Source organism: Vibrio tasmaniensis, from assembly GCF_024347635.1.
In the GTDB taxonomy this organism is placed as follows: domain Bacteria; phylum Pseudomonadota; class Gammaproteobacteria; order Enterobacterales; family Vibrionaceae; genus Vibrio; species Vibrio tasmaniensis.
In genome coordinates this window covers 3,137,970-3,160,097 of the sequence record NZ_AP025510.1, presented here as the reverse complement: position 1 = coordinate 3,160,097, position 22,128 = coordinate 3,137,970, and the positions used below count along the sequence as shown (strand labels likewise).

Here is a 22,128-nt window from a genome sequence, read left to right as displayed (position 1 = left end):
TGTGCCTCCAGTTACAGCTTAGGTGTTTCAGATGGTGGAGTGATCGCATCACTTTCAACAATCTTAACTTTGGCACCGTTACTTAGACGTACTTGGCCAGAAGTTACAACCGTATCGCCAGCTTTAACACCATCAAGGATGTGTGCAATATCAGTAGTACGCTCACCTACTTTTACAACATGTTGAGCAACACGTTGAACGCCGTCTTCTTCAGTCAAGATGTAAACGTTGTCACCGTATAGAGTGAAAGTAATCGCGGTTTGAGGAAGAGTTACTTGGTTCTCTAGTTTAGGCAGAATGATGTTAGCGCGAGCGAACATACCGCTACGAAGCTTGCCATCATTGTTTGGAATGTCTGCTTGAACTTGGATAAGACCACTTTGAATGCTAACCGCTGGTTCAATTGCACTGATAGAACCTTCAAATGGCTTCTCTGGGTAGGCATCAACAAAGATGTCGATAGCTTGACCCACATGGATGCGAGAGATATCAGTTTGAGAAACCGTGAAGCGCAGGCGCATTACACTGGTATCTTCTAAACGAACGATATCCGTACCTGATTGCAGGTATTGACCTAGGTAAACGTTACGAATACCCACTTTGCCATCGAAAGGAGCTCGAATTTCACGACGTGCGATAGATGCTTTTAGGCTTTCAATATCAGCAGATAGAGAGTAGAAGTTTGCTTCCGCTTCATCGTATGCTTCTTTAGAAATAGAACCTTTCTTAAAAAGACCTTGGTAGCGTTTGTATTTTGCTTTTGCCGCAGGTAGGCGAGCTTCAGAGCTCTTTAGATTTGCCTTTTCTACGCCAGAATCAAGACGAACAAGAAGTTGGTCATTTTTAACATCAGTACCAGAACCAAAAGATATTTGGTCAATAACACCGCTGGTTTCGTTCGCTAGTGTCACACCTTGATTAGGTTCGATGAAGCCGATAGCTTCGATCACTGGAACCCAGTCGATAGGCTGAACTTCTGTTACCGTTACTGGAAACTCTGGCTCAGGTCGGTTAGCCATAAACTCAGCAATTTTTTGTTGTTTAAACATGTTAAACCCAATAACGCTGCCGAAAAGTAGTACAGCGATGAGTAACATGAAGAAAGTCCACTTTTTCATTCTAGTTAGAACTCCAAATTAGTGTGTAATAATCGCATCCCAACTTGCTTCAATCGCCGCTTCAATGGCTTTTTTATCAAGCTGGTAATATCCAAGAGATTGCTTACGGGCCAGCGTGACACTGACTTCTAAGCTAAGTGCTGCTAAAACAGGGTTTTCTAGAGGCTTAAACACCCCTTGCTCTCTACCTTCAGTAAAGAGTTGATCTATTTTGTGGAACATTTTTCGTTCAATCTCTTTGGTCTCATGGCTGCGAATACAAGGCAAAGAGTCGTATTGAGCTCTATTCTTTAAATTGCAGATGTTTGATCCCGAGAGCTCGAAAATGTTGAGCCACATTTTTCTAAATCGTTCTTTTAGACTCATCGAATCTTCAACACCTTGCTGAATTAAACCAGCATTTCGTTGAGAGACAGCTAAGCGAACTTGTTGTAATAGTTCTTCTTTGTCTGAGAAGTAGCGATAAATCGTTCCTGCCGCAACTCCTGCTTCTTTGGCTAGTTTATGCATAGAAAGACCGTGAAAGCCCGATTCAGCAATCAGTTTTTCGGCGGCATCTATAATTTGTTGTCTTTTATCTATCATAGAATAAGAACCAGACAGTGATAATATACTCACTAATGAATGAACGTTCATTCATTATAGCCTAAGACCCACACATATGTGCAACATAGTTTTTCATATGTGATATAAAATTCTTGCATAAGAGAGCGTAGCATTCGTGGTGTTGCAGCATTATTATAGGCGCGCAATTGAATTCGCTCCGATAGACCAAATTGAGAACCAAATGAAACTGAACCCAAGACAAGATGAAGCCGTGAAATATGTTTCGGGCCCCTGCTTAGTATTAGCGGGCGCTGGATCCGGTAAAACACGTGTTATCACGAATAAGATTGCTTACTTGGTTCAAGAGTGTGGCTATAAGGCGCGTAATATTGCAGCGGTAACCTTTACCAATAAAGCGGCACGCGAAATGAAAGAGCGTGTGGGGCAAACTCTGGGTAAAGGTGAATCGAAAGGTCTGATCGTTTCAACGTTCCATACCATGGGTTTAACCATCATTCGTCGTGAATATAAAGCGTTGGGTCTGAAAGCGGGCTTCTCTCTATTTGATGACCAAGACCAGCTAGCTTTATTAAAGGAACTAACAGAAAAGCAAATCGATGGTGATAAGGATTTGCTGCGCGCTTTAATGAGCACCATTTCGAATTGGAAGAATGACATGCTGACGCCTGATCAGGCCAAAGCACGCGCTCAAGGCGAACAAGAGCAGTTGTTTGCATTCTGTTTTGAGATGTACCAGAAACAGATGAAGGCATACAACGCGCTCGATTTTGATGATCTGATTGCGATGCCAGTATTACTTCTGAAAACCAATCAAGAGGTGCGCGAGCGCTGGCAGTCTCGTATTCGCTATTTACTTGTCGATGAGTATCAAGATACCAACACCAGCCAATATGAATTGGTGCGTCTGCTTGTGGGAGAGCGTGGTCGTTTGACGGTCGTAGGCGACGATGACCAATCTATTTACTCATGGCGTGGTGCAAAACCGCAAAACTTGGTGCTGTTAGGTGAGGATTACCCGAACTTACGCTTGATCAAACTAGAGCAGAACTACCGCTCAACGAGTCGAATTTTGCGTGCAGCGAATATCTTGATCGCTAATAACCCACACGTTTATGAAAAGTCACTGTTCTCAGAGATCCCGGACGGTGAAAAGCTCAAGGTACTGAATGCTAAGAATGAAGAGCATGAAGCAGAGCGTATTACCGGTGAGATCATCGCTCACAAGTTTTTGAACCGCACTGAATATAAAGATTACGCAGTGCTGTACCGTGGTAACCACCAATCTCGCTTGATTGAAAAAGCGTTGATGCAAAACCGTGTGCCTTACAAAATTTCTGGCGGTACGTCTTTCTTCGCTAGAGCTGAGATTAAAGACATCATGGCTTACCTCCGCGTGTTGGTGAACCCTGATGATGACAACGCGTTTCTACGTATTGTAAACACACCACGTCGTGAGATTGGCCCGGTGACGCTTGAGAAGTTAGGCAGCTACGCCAACATGCGTGGCAAGAGCTTGTTTGAAGCGAGCTTTGAGATGGGTTTAGAGCAAACTTTGACTGGTCGTGGTTTAGAAAACCTGCGCCGTTTCAGCGATTGGATTGTTCGTATTTCTGATAATGCTGAACGTGGCAATACCGTTGAGGCTGTTCGCTCTTTGGTTCGTGATATTAACTATGAAGATTGGTTGTACGAAACCTCGGCAAGCCCGAAAGCTGCAGAGATGAGAATGAAGAACGTTTCTGATCTTTATAGTTGGATCGTTGCTGACCTTGAGGGTGACAACTACGACAAAGAAGAGAAGACCCTACGAGAAGTGGTTCAACGTTTAACGCTACGTGACATGATGGAGCGTGGTGAAGATGATGACGATGCAGACCAAGTTCAATTAATGACATTGCATGCATCGAAAGGTCTAGAGTTTCCGTATGTGTTCCTGATGGGGGCTGAAGAGGGTATCTTGCCACACCAAACCAGTGTCGATGAAGGTAACGTAGAAGAAGAACGTCGTCTTATGTACGTAGGGATTACTCGAGCGCAGAAAGAGCTGACCTTCACTAAATGTCGTGAACGTCGTCAGTATGGCGAATTGATAAAGCCAACACAAAGCCGATTCCTTGATGAACTGCCGCATGAAGATGTGGAGTGGGAAAGCGTGAAGAAGCCTCAATCCGCAGAAGAACGAATGGAGAAAGGACAGGCACACATTGCCAACATTCGTGCGATGTTCAATAAGAAGTGATGTTTGGCTCTAAATCGAGACCAATAAAAAGGTGACCATAAGGTCACCTTTTTTGAATTTGGCATTTTTAATTACAGACCGGCAATCATGTGCTCGATAGCATCTTTGATTTCATCGTCTGAACAGTCCATACATGAACCTTTCGCTGGCATAGCATTGAAGCCGTTGATTGCGTGGTCAGCTAGGATGTCGCGACCTTGGGCAATACGAGGACCCCAGTCACCAGCATCACCTGTTTTAGGTGCACCACTTACGCCAGAAGCGTGACAAGCGATACAAAAGGTACCGTAAACTGCTGCGCCATCACGAGGGCCTGTTGGTTCTGCGGCTACTGGCTCGCTGCCGACTAGGTAAACTTGGCCAACTGGTTTGATGCGTTCAGCAATAGCATCTTGCTCTGCTTCGCTTAGGCCTGAAGCCATAGCGCCAGTTGAAAAGGTTAAAACTGCGATGACAACGCTTAAAATTCGACGAGACATATCCATTAAACTCACTTTACATTCCCAAGGTAAGTACATGCTTACCAATTTATAGTGTTGGAAGGGTGTTTTGGCTTTATCAGCAAAGAGCAACTGTTAAACCAATGTAAATAATGGGTGATTATATCCCGATAAGTTGTTGCAATAAACAACAACTTATAAGCTGCGGTGGGTTGTAGTACTCAAATAAGGGGTTTATCACATATTAACTGTCGAAAAAGAGACCAAACAGAAAAAAAAGTTAAAAAAGTACTAGACGGCATAAGGTGATATACGTATTATTCCACTCCGCCGACAGGGCATGCGCCTGTAGCTCAGCTGGATAGAGCGTTGGCCTCCGGAGCCAAAGGCCGAAGGTTCGAATCCTTTCAGGCGCGCCATCCGGTCTCTTACTTAGGTAAGTGAGAATTGGCAAAAAGAAATAATGGTGGCTATAGCTCAGTTGGTAGAGCCCTGGATTGTGATTCCGGTGGTCGCGAGTTCGAATCTCGTTAGCCACCCCATTCTTTCTTTACAAAATATCGGTAGCTTCGGCTTCCAGTGTTGATTCATTATTCCCAAGAGTCGATACAAAACTAGTCGGTGAATAGCGCAGCTTGGTAGCGCATCTGGTTTGGGACCAGAGGGTCGGGGGTTCGAATCCCTCTTCACCGACCACTATTTCAATAATCGCTTTTAAGCGGTTATATAAAAAATTAGTGGTGGCTATAGCTCAGTTGGTAGAGCCCTGGATTGTGATTCCGGTGGTCGCGAGTTCGAATCTCGTTAGCCACCCCATTAATTTTGGTAGCTTCTTTGAAGTTCCCAGTTTGAGAAATCAAACGAAACGTCTCGGTGAATAGCGCAGCTTGGTAGCGCATCTGGTTTGGGACCAGAGGGTCGGGGGTTCGAATCCCTCTTCACCGACCACCTTTAAGAAAGCTCATCAGAAATGATGAGCTTTTTTTTCATCTGTAGATCACTAGATTGGAACCCAAATGGGGTTCGCCTGATGTTCAAAGGATGTCTCTTCACTGGCCACCTTAAGAAGCCTCAACTAGCCGTCCGTGTCAGGAATGACGGGGCTTTTTTACATCTCTCATTTCAGTAATCCTCAATTTTTAATGCTGGGACCTCAACCGCTTCGACATCTTGCCTGATGTCACCTCCGTAAATCTCCTCCTTCCATACAATAAGATAGGCTTTTACCCTTTATCTCCATTATGGTGTTTATACGGAGCAGTTTGCTTTATCAAATGTGCAGATCGATATCTGATTTTATATAAAATTTACCACCAATCATTCGACAAATTAATAGGTTTGGTCTAAGGATTTTTATGAAAAGTGAAATTTGACGTTAAATATGTTCTCTAAGGCCTATATCTGACAGATTTCTTCGAATCTTGTTGTTTAAAAAATCCTTTGATTTATTAAGTCTTTCGTTTTTCTTGTTTGTATTTATCAAAATAATTCATATGGTTGAATGTGTGGTTAGGTTGGTTTTATCTGGTTGTTTTGTTTGCTTAAATTGGTAAAGTTAGCGTTTGTTTCTATAGTGTTAATTGTTTTTTGGAATAATTATTTGATCTTGGTGGCTGGTGGGGATATGTGCTTTGAATGATATGTTTAACTCTACAAGTACGCAGTAGTAAGGGGTTTGTGAGTATTTATTATTGGAAATATAATGCTGGTTTTCATTACTATATGCTCTTCGAGTGAATACTTATGTGGCATTTTTACTTGCTAAGCGTTTAATGTCGACTTTTTATCCTATTTTTGTTGCTTTTCTGTGAATTATTTGCCAAATTGTCAACCGTATAAAATATCAGAACAATATTCTGGTAAGAATGGATTCAATTTTGCAGACAGGGCAGAGAGCTGCCAAAGCAGTAGAGGTCTGGTAATGTCACTTTTAGAAGTAAAAAATCTTCGTATCGAATACCCATCACGTCATGGTGTACACGCTGCAGTAAAATCACTGTCGTTTAGCATTGAACGCGGCGAGATTGTCGGTGTTGTTGGTGAATCTGGCGCTGGTAAATCAACAGTAGGTAATGCTGTGATCGATTTGCTAAGCCCTCCTGGTCGTATTGCGAGCGGTGAAGTGTTCCTTGATGGCGAAAAAGTATCGGGTTTATCTCCGGAAGAGATGCGTAAAGTTCGCGGCTCTAAGATTGGATTTATCTTTCAAGATCCAATGACTTCTCTTAATCCTCTATTTACCGTAGAACAGCAATTAAAAGAAACCATCCATGCCAATATGAAGGTAACGGATGCAGAAGCTTATCAGCGTTCATTAGACTTAATGAACCAAGTGGGTATCCCACAACCTGAAAACCGCCTTAAACAGTATCCGCACCAATTCTCTGGTGGTATGCGTCAGCGTGTGGTTATCGCGATTGCATTGGCAGGCGAACCTGACCTGATCATCGCCGATGAACCTACAACCGCACTGGATGTTTCTATTCAAGACCAGATCTTGGGTTTGATTCGCGACCTATGTATTAAGAAGAATGTAGGTTGTATGCTGGTAACACACGATATGGGTGTGGTATCTAATGTTACCGATCGCGTAGCCGTTATGTATCGTGGTGATTTGGTTGAGTTTGGTCCGACGGCGAAAGTCCTTGGAACTCCTGAACACCCTTACACGCATAGCCTTATCTCCGCGGTTCCGCGTTCAGATCGTAAACTTGATCGTTTTCCTCTTGTGAGCTATATCGAAGAAGCACATGAGATGGAACCACTTGATGTGAAAAACCACTGGTTAGGTCAAAGCCAAGACCACCGTGATTACACTGGTCCACTGTTGAATGTTGAAAACGTAAACTTACGCTTTACTACCAAGGATTCTTTCTTTGAGAGTCGTCGTGAGTACGTTCAGGCGTCAAACAACGTGAGCTTTGAAGTACACGAAGGTGAAACTTTTGGTCTTGTTGGTGAATCTGGTTCGGGTAAATCAACGATTGCTCGTGTGATTGCTGGTTTGTACGCACCTAACTCAGGCAAGGTAACGTTTGAAGGCGTTGATCTTACGGGACTTAAATCTGAAAAAGAACGTCGCCCAATGCGTCGTCAAATGCAGATGGTTTTCCAAAACCCTTATACATCAATGAACCCTCGAATGAAGATATTCGACATCATTGCTGAGCCGATCCGATTCCATAAACTTACGCGTAACGAGAATGAAACTCGTCAGATCGTTCACGACCTGCTAGAGCACGTTGGTTTAGGCGTAATGGCAGGGGTTAAGTACCCACACGAATTCTCAGGTGGCCAACGTCAGCGTATTTCTATCGCTCGCGCCTTGGCAACTCGTCCCCGTCTTTTGATTTGTGATGAACCAACCTCGGCACTGGATGTGTCGGTACAGGCTCAGATCCTTAACCTACTAAAAGACTTACAAGACGAGCTCAACCTAACCATGCTGTTTATCAGTCACGATTTACCGGTTATTCGCCAAATGTGTGATCGTGTAGGTGTGATGCAAATGGGAGAACTATTGGAAGTAGCGCCAACCGAGCAGCTATTCCAATCGCCTCAGCATGAATACAGCAAGCATCTAATTTCTTTAATGCCTGAATTTACAGGTTTAAGAGAAGAAAAAGCAGTGGCACAAGCCGCGGTATAAAAATCAGCAGGCTGGAGTTTGGCTTGCTAAAAACAATAAACAGACGCAAATACAACAACTAGGGATCTGGATTCCCGCATGAAGGAGTTATGCAATGAAAACCATGAAAAGCAAATTAGCAGTAGCTTTAATGGCAGCTGGCCTAAGCTTTAGTGCAGCAGCAGCAGATATTACCGTTGGCTACGCAGCTGACCCGGTATCACTTGACCCGCACGAGCAGCTGTCTGGTGGCACACTGCAAATGTCTCACATGGTGTTTGACCCTCTAGTACGTTTCACTCAAGAGATGGATTTTGAAGGCCGCCTAGCATCTAGCTGGGAGCGTGTTGATGATACGACTTTCCGTTTTAACCTACGTGAAGGTGTGAAATTCCACTCTGGTAACGAACTGACTGCTGATGATGTTGTGTGGACTTTTGAACGTCTACAAGCTTCTCCAGACTTTAAGTCTATCTTCACGCCATACGAAAAAATGGTAAAAGTGGATGACTACACAGTTGAGCTAGTATCAAAAGCGGCTTACCCACTAGTACTACAAACAGCAACTTACATCTTCCCAATGGACAGCAAGTTCTACTCTGGTCAAACAGCGGAAGGTAATGACAAATCTGAGCTAGTTAAGCACGGTAACTCGTTTGCTTCGACTAACGTTTCTGGTACTGGTCCATTTATCGTAACGCAGCGTGAGCAAGGCGTTAAAGTAACGTTCGAGCGTTTCAACGATTACTGGGACACAGAAACTGAAGGCAACGTAGACAAGCTAACACTTGTGCCAATCAAAGAAGATGCAACGCGTGTAGCAGCACTTCTTTCTGGCGACGTTGATATGATTCACCCTGTTGCGCCAAACGATCACAAGCGTGTTAAAAAAGCGAAGAACATCGATCTAGTCACGCTACCTGGTACTCGTATCATTACGTTCCAAATGAATCAAAACAGCAACGAAGCACTGAAAGATGTGCGCGTTCGTCAAGCAATCGTTCATGCGATTAACAATGAAGGTATTGTTAAGAAAATCATGAAAGGTTTCGCGACAGCTGCTGGTCAGCAAAGCCCAACAGGCTACGCGGGTCACAACGAAGATCTAGTTCCTCGTTACGATCTGAAAAAAGCGAAAGAGCTGATGAAAGAAGCGGGCTACGAAGATGGCTTTACACTAACTATGGCAGCGCCTAATAACCGTTACGTGAACGATGCGAAAGTAGCGCAAGCGTCTGCGGCAATGCTGTCTAAGATTGGTATCAAAGTTGATCTTAAAACAATGCCTAAAGCACAGTACTGGCCTGAATTTGACCTATGTTCAGCAGACATGATGATGATCGGCTGGCACTCAGATACAGAAGATTCAGCTAACTTCAACGAGTTCCTAACAATGACTCGTAACGAAGAGACTGGCCGTGGTCAATACAACTGTTCTGGCTACTCAAACCCAGAAATGGATGCGATTGTAGAAGCTTCTAACACTGAAACTGACCCAGTTAAGCGTTCTAAGATGTTGAAAGGCGTTGAAGCAACACTTTACAACGACGCAGTATTCGTACCTCTACACTGGCAAAGTGAAGCGTGGGGCGCGAAATCTAACGTAGGTGCAGCAGACGTAGTAAACCCAATGGTTATGCCTTACTTCGGCGACCTAGTTGTAAAATAATCTAGCTTGCTAGAATCGAGAGCCTGAAGCTTTCAGGCTCTCAATATTATTAAGATATAGATTTAAGTTTCGGTATTTGGTCTTCCTTCAGTCTGGCTAAATACCTTTTTTAAGACTGAATTTTTTGTTGTCTAGTCGCGGATTTCGATTAGATAGTCATGGATAGATAAGGGGCAAGGAATGGTTACGTTTCTGGTCAAGCGCCTGTTTCAGGCACTGATAGTGATGTTTGTGATCAGTTTGGTGGCGTTTGCCATTCAGGATAACCTGGGCGACCCGTTACGTGAGTTAGTCGGTCAATCTGTTTCAGAGGCGGAGCGTCAAGCGCTACGCGATGAACTCGGCTTAAATGATCCCTTCGTTACAAAATACTCTCGCTTTGTAGGCGCAGCTCTACAGGGTGATCTTGGTACTTCATACTTCTTTAAGCGACCTGCAGTTGATGTGATTCTAGATAAACTAGTGGCAACTCTGGAGCTGGTATTTGGTGCTTCTTTAATTATTGTTTGTATGTCGATCCCACTCGGCGTTTACTCTGCGATTCACCCTAAAAGCTTTTTTACCAAATTGATTATGGCAGGAAGTAGTGTCGGTATCTCGGTGCCTGTTTTCTTAACTGCAATCATGCTGATGTATGTGTTCTCTATTGAGCTCGGTTGGCTGCCATCATTCGGACGAGGTGATACGGCCAACTGGTTTGGTTGGGAGTCAGGCTTCTTAACGCTAGATGGCCTTGCACACTTAGTACTGCCGAGTATTGCTCTGGCATCTATCATGCTGCCGCTGTTCATTCGTCTAGTGCGTTCTGAAATGCTAGAAGTTCTAAGTTCTGAATACATTAAGTTCGGTAAAGCGAAAGGCCTAGCGCTAAACAAAATCTATTACCAACACGCATTGAAAAACACCATGCTACCGGTTCTTACTGTTGGTGGTGTTCAGATTGGTACTATGGTGGCATACACCATTCTTACTGAAACGGTTTTCCAGTGGCCAGGTACAGGTTTCTTATTTTTGGAAGCGATTAACCGAGTGGATACTCCACTGATTACCGCATACGTTATTTTTGTTGGTCTTATTTTCGTAGTGACTAACACGATTGTTGATTTGCTTTACGGTGTTATCAACCCAACCGTTAACATCACAGGGAAAGGAGCATAATCATGGAACAGACATCGACAGTGCCGTCTCGCTGGGAACGTTTTAAGCAATCAGACATTGTGTATTACTTCTTACGCGACAAAGTGGCAATGGTGAGTTTCGCCATTTTCTCAATCTTCTTAGTGATGGCACTAGCAGCACCTATTCTAGCGCCAACAGACCCGTACGACGTGACATCGATTGATATCATGGATTCAGAGCTGCCACCATCATGGATGGAAGACGGCGAAGAACGTTTCTTGCTCGGAACGGATGAGCAAGGCCGTGATATTTTATCGACTATGCTTTACGGTTCGCGCTTATCTTTGACCATTGGTTTCTTGGCGGTAGGTCTACAACTGACGCTTGGTATTATCATTGGCTTGTCTGCGGGTTACTTCGGTGGCCGTATTGATAGCTTCTTGATGCGCTTCGCTGATGTTCAGCTTTCATTCTCAACCATGATGGTTGCGATCATTGTCTCGGCCATCTTTAAGGCAAGTTTCGGTAGTGATTTCTATGCACAATACGCTGTGGTGATGCTGGTGGTGATCATTGGTATCGCAGAATGGCCGCAGTATGCGCGTACTATTCGTGCATCAGTATTAGCAGAGAAGAAGAAAGAGTACGTAGAAGCGGCACGTGTGATGGGTTTTAGAGCTCCTCGTATCATGTTCCGTCATATTCTGCCTAACTGTTTATCACCGATTTTGGTTATCTCTACAGTACAGGTGGCAAATGCCATCATGTCAGAAGCGGCACTTTCTTTCCTAGGTTTAGGCCTTCCAGTCGACCAACCGTCACTGGGTGCTCTGATTAGTACTGGTTTTAACTACATCTTCTCAGGAGCATGGTGGATCACTGCATTCCCAGGTGTGCTTTTGGTGACATTGGTTCTAGTTATCAACCTACTAGGCGACTGGTTACGTGACGTGTTTAACCCGAAAATCTATAAAGGGTGATAGTTCAGTTTGATTTTTAGTAAAAAAAATCACTAAACTAAGAGTCGTAAGCAATTACGGCTCTTTTTTTGCTTAATGAATTTGGAACTTAGTACCATTGATAGAGTCAATAGTACTTAAAATGGAATTCATGTTTTATCGACATTTGTTCGGTAATAATTAACCCCTAGAGGGTTTAAGTGGTGGTTATGAAGTTGACAATGAATGTTGTATGTCGTGCTGTGGTTAGAAATTATCGTATGGGGCTTATTGCTGCATCCCTGTTGGTATCAAGCCAAGTTAATGCCGAATCGGTTCTATGCGATGCGACTCAGGCAAGCACCAATCAGTTACCACAGCTAGAACAATCATGTCCGATTGGTAAAGGTGTTTGGGGCAGTAAAGCGCCTAAACATCATTCAGATAATGAGCTGTTTTGGGTTCAATGTGGTTTGTTGAATAAGCCTTTGTCACTGAGCAAAGCAAAGCCATTGTATGAGAAGATTTCAACTAACGTATGGATGAAGCCCGAAGGTGGAGACTATCGCTGCCTAATTGGCCCTTATTCTACTTTTTCTGATGCGAGAAAAGACTTAGCTCAGGTACGTAAGGTTTCTGGGTATGGCGAAGCATTTATTCGTATGGTTGATAAATCGAAGACTTCTTCTTCGCAACCGGTCGTGACCAAAGCAATGAAGTCAAAAACGGCAGAGCCAAAAACGGTTAAGCATCAAGCCCCAGTTAAGGCTAAAGTAGCAGCGAAACCAGCGCCGAAGCCGATAGCTGCTGCTCAAAAAGCGGCAGTCGCGAGTGCTGCTGCCATTCAAGCTTTCCCTAGTCATGGTGCAAATTCAGACAATGATCTGAACATTGAAATACGCATGACAGCGAGTGTTGCGGGTAGTAAATATGCGATTCCTTATCTTTTAGGTGATGAACAACAGTTTTATATGGAGCAAGGGAAACCTTGGAGCCGACTCGATTACGACAGTGCCGAATTAGTATGTGATAAGATTAATATGACGCTGTTGAGTGAAAAGCAGTGGCAAAGTCTCTTAGGGTCGAAGGTCATGGAAAATCAGAACTGGCCAATGCATCTACCTTATTGGGGAGCGGATAAAAAAGGCCTGTTTACTAACGGTAACGTAAACCAGCTTAAAGGCTCCTCACTACTTAATGTGATGTGTGTGAAATAACGAAGACGTGCGTAATACCAAATAAGCCTCAGCCATTGCTGGGGCTTTGTTGTTTATACGCCTTTCTTTTCAATATCAGGTCTATTTCCGGATACTCGGATTTTCAATACAAATTTGATTAAAAATAGCTAAAAATTGTTCAAATAGAGCAGCTGGTGCGTAGAAAACCATAACTCAAGCAATAAGGTGATTGAGATTATGAGTTTGAAGAAACGATTAGAAGACGTAGCCCCGCGTTTTGAAGCCGGAGGTAAATACGAAAAGCTTTACCCTGTCTATGAGGCGTTTGCCACCATCTTTTATACGCCCGGCAACGTAAACCGAGGCTTGACCCATGTTCGAGATAGTATCGATCTCAAGCGAATTATGATTTTGGTGTGGCTAGCGACTTTCCCTGCTATGTTCTGGGGTATGTATAACGTCGGGCACCAAAGTGTCTCGGCACTAACATCCACTTATCAACTTAACGAACTTACCTCGGTTATCGAGAGTAGCTGGCGCTTGTCGTGGGCATTTGGTGATACGCAGTCATTGATAGTAAGTAGCTGGGGAAGTCAGATGCTGCTCGGGGCTCTCTACTTCTTACCCGTTTACGCGACAGTTTTCGTCGTCGGTGGTTTCTGGGAGGTGCTGTTTGCCGTTGTACGTAAGCATGAGGTCAACGAAGGATTTTTTGTTAGCTCGGTTCTCTTTGCCTTAATTCTTCCACCGACTATCCCGTTATGGCAAGCAGCGCTAGGTATCACCTTTGGTATCGTTGTCGCGAAAGAGCTGTTTGGTGGCACAGGGCGAAATTTCCTTAATCCAGCGCTTGCTGGTCGAGCCTTTCTCTATTTTGCCTATCCTGCCAATATGTCGGGAGGTTTAGTATGGGTGGCAGCCGATGGTTATTCTGGTGCAACACCTTTAAGCCAATGGTATGAAGGTGGTAGCGCGTCACTCATCAATAACATGACTGGCGAGGCGATCACTTGGATGGACGCCTTTATCGGTAATATTCCGGGTTCGATGGGCGAGGTTTCTTCATTGCTTATCATGTTGACGGGTCTGATTCTGATTGCCATGAAGATCGCCTCTTGGCGCATTGTTGCCGGTGTGATTATCGGTCTCGTCGTGACTTCGAGTTTGATGAACTGGATTGGCTCTGATACCAACTCGATGTTCTCGATGCCGTTCTACTGGCACTTTGTATTGGGCGGTGTTGCCTTTGGCACTTTCTTTATGGCAACCGACCCAGTTTCTGCCGCGTTTACTAATCAGAGTAAGTGGGCTTACGGGATTCTGATCGGTGTGATGACGGTCGGTATTCGAGTGCTCAACCCTGCTTATCCAGAGGGCATCATGTTGGCGATCTTGTTTGCTAACCTGTTTGCTCCGCTGTTCGACTTTGTAGTGAAAGAGCAGAACATCAAACGCAGGCAGAAACGAACATTACGCTGATTTCAATGCGGAACAGGGAAAGTTACTCCCATAAGAAAGGCTTGCATCATTGCAAGCCTTTCAATTTTTATCGCGATTGATTTGAAGTTGATTTAACTCCACTTCAAATCAATCTCGAACGGTTGGGTGTTACCACAATGCTCACCGCACATCTCGTCGTATGCACTGTTGTGTATCAGCATTGCTGACGATACGCCTTGATCACTGAAGTGATCGCGGGCTTGGTTAACACTCAAAAACTTCATTGGGTGCTGGTGGTCGTCTTTGATTAACTGCTTTTGCTCGCCAATGATTTGGTAAGCCAGGTAGATCCCGCCTTCAAATGATTCGATGAGTAGATTCATAACAAACTCCATGTTGTTCTCGATAGTTCTTTGTTTCTGTATCTACGTTGATGGTTGTTTGAAGGTTCATGTGTGTTAAAAATGAAAAAACCAGAAGCTCAGCTTCTGGTTTATTAATAAGTAATCAAATTAACTCAAAGGTTAGTTGATTTTTTGCATGATGCTCACACGGCCTGTTGTTGATCCGTCTGGAGTCATTTTACGGCGAGTTAGCAACCCTTCATCCCAGTTAGTACCTGCTGGCTGATACTCCCATTTAATGATGTATTCTTGATTATTACCTTTTGCATCAACAGGACATTTATCTCCTGAACCAGGAATATAACCATTGTCAGTATCATCACAGAAGCGCACAACTGAGTTTAGATCTGTCAGTGTTGCTTTTGATTCACGTCCTGAAATGTTAAACCACCAATAGTCAATCGCAGCAAGCTCTTCATAGGTATACTTCTTGCCTGAGTCTTCAAGATCTGCCGGTGAGTTTGCATTGCACTCTTTCCCTGATACGGTAGCGCCCTCAGAATCAAATACCATTCTCATGACAGCATTTTGTCCATCAGCGCAAATCTGAGTGGTATCCCAAGACCCAGTGAAGTCTACGTACCTTTCGTCATTAGGTGTTTCTACGTGATAGTAGAAATTCAAACTTTCTTCGATACGCTTTATTCGACTAGAGTCATCTGATGGGTCGTCTAGCTGTGTTTTTGAACGAATTTGTGTGTATATTTTTGTAATCGGGTCATAGCTGCCAGAAAGGGTTTCATATTGGTATGAAGGGTCTGCATCGCCTTCATTTCGGTCATCTTCCAGTTTGTTTGGCGTGTAGTGGTTGAGGACTTGTTGATTCCCTTCAATGAAAGGTACCCAATCGTAACTTTCTGGTTTAGGTGTGGTATTTTCTTTGCTTTTATCAAGCAGAAGGTAAGAAAACGGAGCGTTTAGGGTGAAGTCTGGGTGAGCTGTTTGACTGCAGCCTGAAGAACTTCCCGTCAATACACAGCTGATATACTCTTCAGCGTCTGAGCCTGACAATAAAGAGTCGCTGTCACTTACAGCAATAAGACCATTGGCTGAATCTTGATAAGTGAAGTAAGGCGTGCCACGTGTATGTTCAAACACAGCTTTAGGAAGCATTTTGTCAGCGTGAACTAACATTGTTTTGTCGTTAGGGCGGTTGTTTGGATCGTTAATATCATACTGTCTCACCATGATTGAGCGAATGAATTGCCCATTTTTCGCTACAAATGGATTGGCATCAGTGCTGCCGCGAACAGTCCCTGATTTTTCTCCGAATGCTTTCTCCATATGAGCCAATGCTTCAGATTCACTTGTAATTGAAGTGACTTCCATCGCTGTCAGGAAGTCTGTAACAGAATCACGGTCATCTAGACTTAGGTTTTTCATCTTCGCTAACGTCGCAGCATCAGGTTCGCGCAGCGCATCTGGAATTGTCAGTACTTCATCAGAAGCGTTACCAAATTGATTATCTAAAGACTGAAGCAGAATTGCTAAATTCAGAGCTCGGTCGTATTTGCCCGCCGCTTCAAATGGCGTCAGTACATCACGGTTTGATGCTGCCCCTACTTTCAAGCCATTTTCACCACCAATGAAGAAGGTCACCGTGTCGTTAGACTTAGCGGTAAATTCGCCCTCGCTGTTTGTGATGCCCTTTGAACCAGAGCTAGTGCTGTAGTAGATACCTTCTACAGCGGCATCGATAAATTTATTGGTTGTTGTGGATGGTTCAGTCGGTGTTGTGACACCTGAATTAGAACTGTCGCTACCACAACCGGTTAAAGCCACTGCAATCGCTGCTGCGAGAATACTCACTTTTTTCATTACTCGTACATCCTTCATGTATTAGAGCTAATTGTTTTTTTATGCGTGTATTTTTATAGCGCGCGATTGTAGTTTGATCTTGATTCCAAGTTAAGTATGTAAAATGCTGTTCGGTTAATAAATATCCCAACCATACGGTAAAAAACAAAAAAAGCCGACATAGGTCGGCTTTTGTTTAATATTTCTTTGACTTACAGTGGTTTAGCGCATAGTGACAAATTCTTCGCTGCCCGTTGGGTGAATAGCCACAACAGAGTCGAAGTCTGCTTTGGTTGCGCCCATTTTCATTGCAACGCCGAAGCCTTGAATCATTTCATCAACCGTGAAGCCGATGCCGTGTAGGCCGACGACTGTCTCTTCTTCGCCAGCACACACTAGCTTCATCTTACAAGGTTGACGGTGCTGAGTGACAGCAGTGTACATTGCAGTAAAACCAGACGTGTATACCTTGATGTTGTCTTTGCCGTATTGCTCTTCAGCTTCTTGAGTCGTTAGACCAATAGTGCCGATAGGTGGGTGGCTGAATACAACAGTAGGAACGAGCGTGTAGTCCATCTTTGCGTTTGTTTGACCGTTGAATAGACGCTCAGAAAGCTGACGACCGGCTTTAACAGCAACAGGTGTTAGTTCGATACCGCCTTCCATGATGTCGCCTACACAGTAGATACCAGGAACGTTGGTTGCTTGGAACTCGTCTACTTTGATGTAGCCACGGTCGTTGGTTGCAACACCCGTTGATGCTAGGTTGATAGCGTCAGTCGCTGGGTGGCGGCCGATAGCCCAAATTAGGTGGTCAACGTTTTGAGTGTTGCCGTTCTCTAGGTGCAGAGTCAGCGTGCCATCTGCTTCTTTCACTACTTCTTTAGGAACAGAGTGCGTGTGAAGTGTTGGACCTTCCGCTTCCATTACTTCAACCAGTGTTTCAACAATCATTGGGTCGAAGCTGCGAAGTGGTGACTCTTTACGACAGAACAGGTGTGTTTCTGTGCCAAGTGCACTTAGTACGCCTGCGATTTCTACTGCGATGTAGCCCGCGCCGATAACAGCAACACGTTTAGGTTGCTCCATCAGGTCGAAGAAACCGTTTGAGTCGATACCGTGCTCTGCGCCAGGGATGTTTGGAATGGTTGGACGACCACCTACTGCGATCAGGATGTGATCTGCAGTGTAGTGTTCACCGTTAACTTCAACGGTTTTTTCATCAATAAACTTAGCAAAGCCTTTGATTACGTTTATTTTGTTGTTACCCAAAACGCGATCGTAAGATTGGTGGATACGACCAATGTACGCTTGACGGTTTTCAACCAGTTTGCCCCAGTTGAAGCCTTTTACGTCAACGTCGAAGCCGTAGTCTTTTGAATATAGGTTGATCGCTTCAGCAACTTGAGCACCGTGCCACATAACCTTTTTAGGAACACAACCAACGTTTACACAAGTACCACCAAGGTCTTGAGCTTCGATAAGTGCAACTTTTGCACCGTGCATTGCTGCGCGGTTAGCTGATGCGATGCCGCCTGAACCGCCGCCGATACAGATGTAATCAAAATGAGTCGCCATTACTTTCTCCATTTATTGAAGGCTGTGGGTACAGTGAGCGCACTGAACACCTACGTCCTATAGATTCTTAAATTGTCTAATTATTATATTGAGGGCAGATCGGTTGAACTCAATCTCCCTGTTTAAAATTTATTCGTGTACGTCACAATCTGCTGAATATTCGTCAGAGCATGACGTTAAGTTCGAGATTACTCGGGTACGATCCACTCTACTTTGAAGTGACCGGTCGCCGGCGCAATTGCTTCCTTCAAGAATGGAAGAATTTCGTTCATTTGGCTTTCTAGCTTCCAAGGCGGGTTGATAACAATCATGCCTGATGCTGTCATGCCACGCTCATTAGTGTCTGGTGATACGCCAAGTTCGATTTGTAGAATCTTGTTAATGCCTAGGCCTTCAAGTCCTTCAATCATGTCTTCGATATCACAGCGGTTTACCACTGGGTACCAAATTGCGTAGATACCAGTTGCCCAGCGTTTATGACTCTGAGCAATAGCAGTCACAACATCACGATACTCTTTTGCAAGCTCGTAAGGCGGGTCGATCAGTACTAAACCACGACGTTCTTTTGGTGGCAGGCTACCCTTCAAGCGCTTAAAACCATCTTCTTTATAGATAGATACCTGACGATCGCGGTGGAACTCTTGCTCAAGCAGTGGGTGATCGGCTGGGTGAAGCTCGGTTAATACCATGCGGTCTTGGTCACGTAGGTGTGCGCGTGCAACACGTGGTGAACCTGGGTAGAAACGCAGTTTCTCGCCATTGTTGAGTGTTGAGATAGACTCAAGGTAGCTTTGAATGTCATTAGGAAGTTCTGTTTGTGCCCAGACGCGTGCAATACCTTGTTTGTATTCGCCGGTTTTTTCAGACCATTCATGCGTTAAGTCGTAACGACCTACACCAGAGTGAGTGTCATGATAAACAAAAGGCTTATCCTTTTGTTTCAAAGAATTAAGAATAAGGCTCTGTACGATATGCTTTACTACGTCGGCATGGTTGCCCGCGTGGAAGCTGTGGCGATAACTTAACAAATTAAACTCTCGTAACACTCTCGAATTAGAGTGTGGTTAGTGTAGGTGGGGTTAATCAGACTATTATAACCCTCAATGGACCATAAATTCTCGAACAATTCAGGAACAGTCGCTAGCAATATGCAGTTAGTTATTGGTTCTACTATTGAAATTTGCCTTCATGGGCACTATTTAATAACTATTCGCAGGTGATTTTTTTAGGGCGATCCTTAGCCTGATGACTGTAAGACGACCTCATTACAAAAAAGACGAAAGTCTCTAAAGCCAAAGGAATGTTTATATGTCTAATCCGCTATTAACCTTCACGGACTTACCTCCGTTTTCACAAATCAAACCTGAGCACGTTAAGCCAGCGGTTGAGCAAGTGATTGAAGAGTGTCGCAACAAGATAGAACAAGTACTTGAAGGTAATACTTCACCAAGCTGGGACAACCTTGTTGCTCCGATTGAAGAAGTGGATGATCGTTTAGGCCGTATTTGGTCACCAGTAAGCCATATGAATTCTGTGATGAACAGCGATGAGCTGCGTGACGCTTATGAGAGCTGTCTGCCTGTGCTTTCTGAGTACGGCACTTGGGTGGGGCAACACAAAGGTTTGTTTGAAGCGTATAAAGCGATCAAGGCGAGTGAAGCATTCCCGGCATTAGACCAAGCTCAACAGAAAACCATTACTGACGCACTGCGTGATTTCGAGTTGTCAGGTATTGGTTTACCTGCAGACGAGCAGCACCGTTACGGCGAGATCAGTAAGCGCCAATCTGAGCTGGGCTCTCAATTCTCAAACAACGTACTTGATGCAACCATGGGTTGGAGCAAGCAGGTAACAGACGTGACTGAACTGGCCGGTATGCCTGAATCGGCATTGGCAGCAGCACAAGCGGCGGCGGAAGCTAAAGAGCAGGAAGGTTACCTACTGACTCTGGATATTCCTTCATACCTACCAGTGATGACCTACTGTGATAACCAAGCGCTACGTAAAGAGTTGTACGAAGCTTACGTAACACGCGCTTCGGATCGTGGTCCAAATGCCGGTAAATGGGACAACACTGAGATCATCACTGAACAGCTTAAGCTGCGTCACGAGATCGCACGCATGCTTGGCTTTAGCACTTACAGCGAGAAATCTCTGTCGACTAAGATGGCAGAAACGCCAGACCAAGTACTTGGTTTCCTTAACGACCTAGCAGTAAAAGCCAAACCACAAGGTGAGCGCGAAGTAGAAGAGCTACGTCAGTTTGCAGAGAAAGAGTTTGGTGTCTCTGAGCTAAATCTGTGGGACATCGCTTACTACAGCGAGAAACAAAAACAGAACCTGTTCGAGATCTCTGATGAAGAGCTTCGTCCATACTTCCCTGAGTCGAACGCAGTTTCTGGTCTGTTCGAAGTACTAAACCGTGTGTTTGGTATGTCTGTGACTGAGCGTGAAGGCGTGGATACATGGCATGATTCAGTGCGCTTCTTCGACATCTTTGATGCAACAGGAACATTGCGCGGTAGCTTCTACCTAGACCTATACGCACGTGAACACAAACGTGGCGGCGCTTGGATGGATGACTGTCGTGGTCGTCGTATTACTCAATCAGGCGAACTACAGACGCCGGTTGCTTACCTAACGTGTAACTTCAACAAGCCTGTTGGTGATAAACCAGCACTGTTTACTCACGATGAAGTGGTCACTTTGTTCCACGAATTTGGCCACGGTATCCACCACATGTTAACGCAAGTTGAAGCGGGCGCAGTCGCGGGTATCAACGGTGTGCCTTGGGATGCGGTTGAGCTACCAAGTCAGTTCCTAGAAAACTGGTGTTGGGAAGAAGAGGCATTGTCGTTTATCTCTGGTCACTTCGAAACGGGTGAAGCGCTACCAAAAGAGATGCTAGAGAAGATGCTAGCGGCGAAGAACTTCCAGTCTGCAATGTTTATCCTACGCCAGTTAGAGCTTGGTTTGTTCGACTTTACGTTGCACACAGAATACGACCCAGAAGTGGGTGCTCGCGTACTAGAAACGCTAGCCGACGTGAAGTCTAAGGTTTCTGTATTGCCAAGCCTTGACTGGAACCGCTTCTCACACAGCTTTGGTCACATCTTTGCTGGTGGCTACAGCGCAGGTTACTACAGCTACCTGTGGGCAGAAGTATTGTCTGCAGATGCGTTCTCAGCATTTGAAGAAGAGGGTATCTTCAACACTGAAACGGGCAATCGCTTCCTGAACAACATCCTTGAGATGGGTGGCAGTGAAGAGCCTATGGAGCTGTTCAAACGCTTCCGTGGTCGTGAGCCTCAAATCGATGCGATGCTTCGTCATGCGGGCATTCAAGCTTAGGTTTGTGATTACCTTATTGCTAGCTGCATCGCTTATATTAGGTAACAGAGCTTAGATTCGAGACGACATAAACTAGATAAATTAAAGGCTGAACATTGTGTTCAGCCTTTTCTTTTTTGGTCACCTAAACATAATTCTAGTGTCTATAGATTATGGGTTCACGTTGCGGTTGATAGGGTTTTGCAGTGAAATCAAAGTCTCAGTTGATTGAACCTCGTCGATCGCCTGCAATTTATCAATTAGCACGAACTGTAACTCTTCTATCGATTTACACATCAACTTAACGAAGATGTTGTAGGCGCCAGTGGTGTAGTAAGCCTCAACAACTTCGTCTAAGGCGTTCAGTTTTGCAATGGCTGAATGGTAGTCGCGGGCTGCATTGAGGTTGATACCAATAAAACAACACACGTCGTAACCAAGCTTCTTGGTGTTTACCACAACCTCGGTTCGCTCAATGATGTCTGCCGATCTCATTTTTTCGATACGAACGTGAATCGTCGCGGGGCTGACATCAAATTTCTTTGCCATTTCAGCATAAGGTGTGCGCGCATCTTCCATCAAGGTTTTGAGAATGGCACGGTCTAGATCATCCAGACGAGCTGTAGTTGTGGACATGCATAATCCTTAAGGTGAATAAAAAACATACCGGCTTTAGTACACAT

The 22,128-nt window shown here is 44.5% G+C and carries 16 protein-coding genes and 5 tRNA genes; 13 read left to right on the top strand and 8 right to left on the bottom strand.

The annotated features are described in order from the left end of the window. Positions 1 to 11: 11 nt before the first annotated feature. The gene (locus tag OCV44_RS14080; RefSeq protein WP_139684820.1) at positions 12 to 1,118 is read right to left on the bottom strand and encodes an efflux RND transporter periplasmic adaptor subunit; all 1,107 of its coding nucleotides are present in this window, start codon (positions 1,116 to 1,118) and stop codon (positions 12 to 14) included. A gap of 18 nt (positions 1,119 to 1,136) precedes the next feature. Then, the gene (locus tag OCV44_RS14075; protein WP_139684819.1) at positions 1,137 to 1,754 is read right to left on the bottom strand and encodes a TetR/AcrR family transcriptional regulator; all 618 of its coding nucleotides are present in this window, start codon (positions 1,752 to 1,754) and stop codon (positions 1,137 to 1,139) included. Between the two features lie 151 nt (positions 1,755 to 1,905). Here OCV44_RS14075 and rep point away from each other — a divergent pair, with 151 nt between their 5' ends. Next, positions 1,906 to 3,924, top strand: coding sequence for a DNA helicase Rep (gene rep, locus OCV44_RS14070; protein WP_139684818.1), 2,019 nt, complete (start codon positions 1,906 to 1,908; stop codon positions 3,922 to 3,924). A 71-nt stretch (positions 3,925 to 3,995) separates the two neighbouring features. On the opposite strand, the gene OCV44_RS14065 is transcribed toward rep, so the two are convergent. Continuing rightward, a complete protein-coding gene (locus OCV44_RS14065) occupies positions 3,996 to 4,409 on the bottom strand; it encodes a c-type cytochrome (protein ID WP_009848079.1) in 414 nt (137 codons plus the stop codon). Between the two features lie 297 nt (positions 4,410 to 4,706). Here OCV44_RS14065 and OCV44_RS14060 point away from each other — a divergent pair. The 11 genes from OCV44_RS14060 (at position 4,707) to OCV44_RS14010 (ending at position 14,375) form a co-directional block, all read left to right on the top strand. Then, positions 4,707 to 4,783: transfer RNA gene (locus OCV44_RS14060), tRNA-Arg, on the top strand. 47 nt (positions 4,784 to 4,830) lie between these two features. Then, a tRNA-His gene (locus OCV44_RS14055) sits at positions 4,831 to 4,906 on the top strand. A gap of 77 nt (positions 4,907 to 4,983) precedes the next feature. Continuing rightward, positions 4,984 to 5,060 (top strand) — tRNA-Pro (locus tag OCV44_RS14050). Positions 5,061 to 5,104: 44 nt separating this feature from the next. Further along, positions 5,105 to 5,180, top strand: a tRNA-His gene (locus OCV44_RS14045). 55 nt (positions 5,181 to 5,235) lie between these two features. Further along, positions 5,236 to 5,312 (top strand) — tRNA-Pro (locus OCV44_RS14040). A 973-nt stretch (positions 5,313 to 6,285) separates the two neighbouring features. Further along, positions 6,286 to 8,013, top strand: coding sequence for a dipeptide ABC transporter ATP-binding protein (locus OCV44_RS14035; protein WP_139684817.1), 1,728 nt, complete (start codon positions 6,286 to 6,288; stop codon positions 8,011 to 8,013). Positions 8,014 to 8,107: 94 nt separating this feature from the next. Next, positions 8,108 to 9,661 (top strand): ABC transporter substrate-binding protein, encoded by a 1,554-nt coding sequence (locus tag OCV44_RS14030; protein WP_139684816.1) that lies wholly within the window; start codon positions 8,108 to 8,110, stop codon positions 9,659 to 9,661. Positions 9,662 to 9,841: 180 nt separating this feature from the next. Then, positions 9,842 to 10,819: an ABC transporter permease gene (locus OCV44_RS14025; protein ID WP_009848074.1), complete on the top strand. Its 978-nt coding sequence runs from the start codon at positions 9,842 to 9,844 to the stop codon at positions 10,817 to 10,819. A gap of 2 nt (positions 10,820 to 10,821) precedes the next feature. Next, entirely contained in the window at positions 10,822 to 11,760 is a 939-nt protein-coding gene (locus OCV44_RS14020; protein WP_004735541.1) for an ABC transporter permease, read from the top strand. 188 nt (positions 11,761 to 11,948) lie between these two features. Next, positions 11,949 to 12,935: an SPOR domain-containing protein gene (locus OCV44_RS14015; RefSeq protein ID WP_139684815.1), complete on the top strand. Its 987-nt coding sequence runs from the start codon at positions 11,949 to 11,951 to the stop codon at positions 12,933 to 12,935. Between the two features lie 198 nt (positions 12,936 to 13,133). Further along, on the top strand, positions 13,134 to 14,375 hold the full coding sequence (locus OCV44_RS14010; protein ID WP_139684814.1) for an NADH:ubiquinone reductase (Na(+)-transporting) subunit B: 1,242 nt from the start codon (positions 13,134 to 13,136) through the stop codon (positions 14,373 to 14,375). A 92-nt stretch (positions 14,376 to 14,467) separates the two neighbouring features. Here OCV44_RS14010 and OCV44_RS14005 read toward each other — a convergent pair whose 3' ends face one another. The 4 genes from OCV44_RS14005 to OCV44_RS13990 form a co-directional block, all read right to left on the bottom strand. Beyond that, on the bottom strand, positions 14,468 to 14,719 hold the full coding sequence (locus OCV44_RS14005) for a DUF6482 family protein (RefSeq protein ID WP_017103429.1): 252 nt from the start codon (positions 14,717 to 14,719) through the stop codon (positions 14,468 to 14,470). 141 nt (positions 14,720 to 14,860) lie between these two features. After that, entirely contained in the window at positions 14,861 to 16,558 is a 1,698-nt protein-coding gene (locus tag OCV44_RS14000) for a hypothetical protein (protein WP_139684813.1), read from the bottom strand. 201 nt (positions 16,559 to 16,759) lie between these two features. Next, entirely contained in the window at positions 16,760 to 18,115 is a 1,356-nt protein-coding gene (gene gorA, locus OCV44_RS13995) for a glutathione-disulfide reductase (RefSeq protein ID WP_009848069.1), read from the bottom strand. A 188-nt stretch (positions 18,116 to 18,303) separates the two neighbouring features. Continuing rightward, on the bottom strand, positions 18,304 to 19,143 hold the full coding sequence (locus tag OCV44_RS13990; RefSeq protein ID WP_139684812.1) for a 23S rRNA (adenine(2030)-N(6))-methyltransferase RlmJ: 840 nt from the start codon (positions 19,141 to 19,143) through the stop codon (positions 18,304 to 18,306). Positions 19,144 to 19,423: 280 nt separating this feature from the next. Between OCV44_RS13990 and prlC the strand changes: the two genes are divergently transcribed. After that, on the top strand, positions 19,424 to 21,466 hold the full coding sequence (prlC, locus tag OCV44_RS13985; protein ID WP_139684811.1) for an oligopeptidase A: 2,043 nt from the start codon (positions 19,424 to 19,426) through the stop codon (positions 21,464 to 21,466). A 150-nt stretch (positions 21,467 to 21,616) separates the two neighbouring features. Here prlC and asnC read toward each other — a convergent pair whose 3' ends face one another. Further along, positions 21,617 to 22,081: a transcriptional regulator AsnC gene (gene asnC / locus OCV44_RS13980; protein ID WP_009848066.1), complete on the bottom strand. Its 465-nt coding sequence runs from the start codon at positions 22,079 to 22,081 to the stop codon at positions 21,617 to 21,619. Positions 22,082 to 22,128: the final 47 nt, after the last annotated feature.